General features: G+C 64.3%; 1 protein-coding gene. It reads right to left on the minus strand.

All coding sequences use genetic code 11. The features are described from left to right. A partial coding sequence (locus tag MKK70_RS00555) for a methyl-accepting chemotaxis protein (RefSeq protein ID WP_243945360.1) occupies positions 1 to 1,607 on the minus strand: 1,607 nt, incomplete at its 3' end. Positions 1,608 to 2,045 lie beyond the last annotated feature (438 nt).

Here is a 2,045-nt window from a genome sequence, read left to right on the forward strand (position 1 = left end):
AGCACCTGGGTCGCCGCCGCGCCGGTCTCCTCGGCCGCGCCCGCCACGCCGGTGATGTTGCCGGTTACCTCCGCCGTGCCCACAGCCGCCTGGCTGACGTTGCGTACGATCTCCTGCGTCGCCGCGCCCTGCTGCTCCACGGCCGCCGCGATCGAGGTCGCCACGTCGCTGATCTGGCGGATGCGCCCGGTCATGCCGCCGATCGAGGCGACCGCGTGACCAGTCGAGGTCTGGATCTGCGCGATCTGGCCCGAGATCTCGCTCGTGGCCTTGGCCGTCTGCTCGGCCAGCGCCTTCACCTCCGCCGCGACGACGGCGAAGCCCTTGCCGGCGGCGCCTGCACGTGCCGCCTCGATGGTGGCGTTGAGGGCCAGCAGGTTGGTCTGGCCGGCGATGTCCGAGATCAGCCCGACCACGGCGCCGATCCGCGACCCCGCCGCGCTCAGCGCCTGCACCCGGGCGCCGGTCTGGTCGGCCTCGCGCACGGCCAGATGCGCGAGCTCGGCCGAGCCGCCGACCTGCCGGCCGATCTCGGCCACCGAGGAGCCGAGCTCCTCGGCGGCCGCCGCCACCGTGTTGACGTTGGTGCCGGCCTCCTCGGCCGCGGCCGCCACCGTGGTAGACTGGCTCGCAGTCTCGGTCGCCGTTGCGGTCAGGGTCTGGGCGGTGGCCTGCAACTCGGTCGCCGAGGACGCCACCATGCCGATGATCCCGCCGACCGCCGCCTCGAAGTCGTCGGCCATCTGGCGCATGCCGGCCTTGCGCTGCGCCTCGGCCGCCAGCCGCGCCTGCGCCGTGTCGGCTTCGAGCTTGCGGGTGCGGATCAGGTTGTCCTTGAACACCTGCACCGCTGCCGCCATCGCACCGATCTCATCTCGGCGAGCGAGGTACAACACCTCGACCTCTGCGTCGCCGCCGGCCAGCGCCGCCATCGTGCCGGTTATCATCTGGATCGGTTGTGACACACGCAGAAGACTGAACGTAGCAGCCGCAGCTGCTGCAACGACAGCAAGGGCAATCGCAGCGTAGACGGCTGTCATCGCCGTATCGGCAGCGGACATCGCCGCGTTCGCGTCCGTGCGAGCCCCGCGCTCATTCAATGCGACATCCGCGGTCAGAGCCTGGCGGACATCGTTGTAGAGACCGATGTTCTCCGGGCGACCAAGAAGTGCCAATCCCTCACTGCTATGACCGCCCTCGGCCAGAGCAATTGCATTCCGGCCGATGGTCTCGTAACGCGCCCATGCAGAGGAGAACGCGTCATATAGCTCCTGTTCCGCATTGGACGATATCAGCGGTTCATAGGTCTTGCGTGCCTCAGCCAGTGCAGCAAATGCTTCGGCCATGTCGCGCTCATTGATGATGTGCTGCTCTGAGTTGCTGTTGATAGCCAGCATACGCAACTGCTTGATGCGCACCTCTGAAGCTGTTGCGCGGATATTATTAACAGCCAATACGGAAGGCAGCCAGTTGGTGGCAACCTCGGTGACCGAACCGCGGATGCCGCTGAGTTTCGTGACTGAAAGGGCGCCCTGACCTATGCAAATCAGCGCGAGGAAGCCGGAGGCGGCGGCGAGCGAAGCCTTTATGGATAGATGAAGGCGCATGAACCGGATCGGCGCGGGAGCGACTGAGCGGTGCGCCGCGCGCGCGACCGTCAGTTTTGGTACCCAGCGATCCTCTGGACCAAAAGTTAATCATCATTTGATAACAAATATCTATGTGATCACATTGAAGTGATGTTGGTAGTGGATCAAAATTTGAGGGCAAAAACAGGATGGAATAGCGGGCTACTTTGTATCTAAGCGCAGTTCCTACGCTCCCCCGACTCCCCCACCCCCATAGCTCCTCCGACCGCCCACCCCGAGACCCGCACCAACCCCACTCACTCTCTCCTCACCACCCAGCTCCACCCCACCTCACCCACCCCCACCCCCACCCAACCTCATCCATCACACACGACACACACACTACATTCTACCCGCACAACCTCCTAACTCGATACTAACAGTCGACCCTTAATTGAATGTACACATAACTGAATC

It is taken from the genome of Methylobacterium sp. E-041, from assembly GCF_022829665.1.
Classification (GTDB): domain Bacteria; phylum Pseudomonadota; class Alphaproteobacteria; order Rhizobiales; family Beijerinckiaceae; genus Methylobacterium.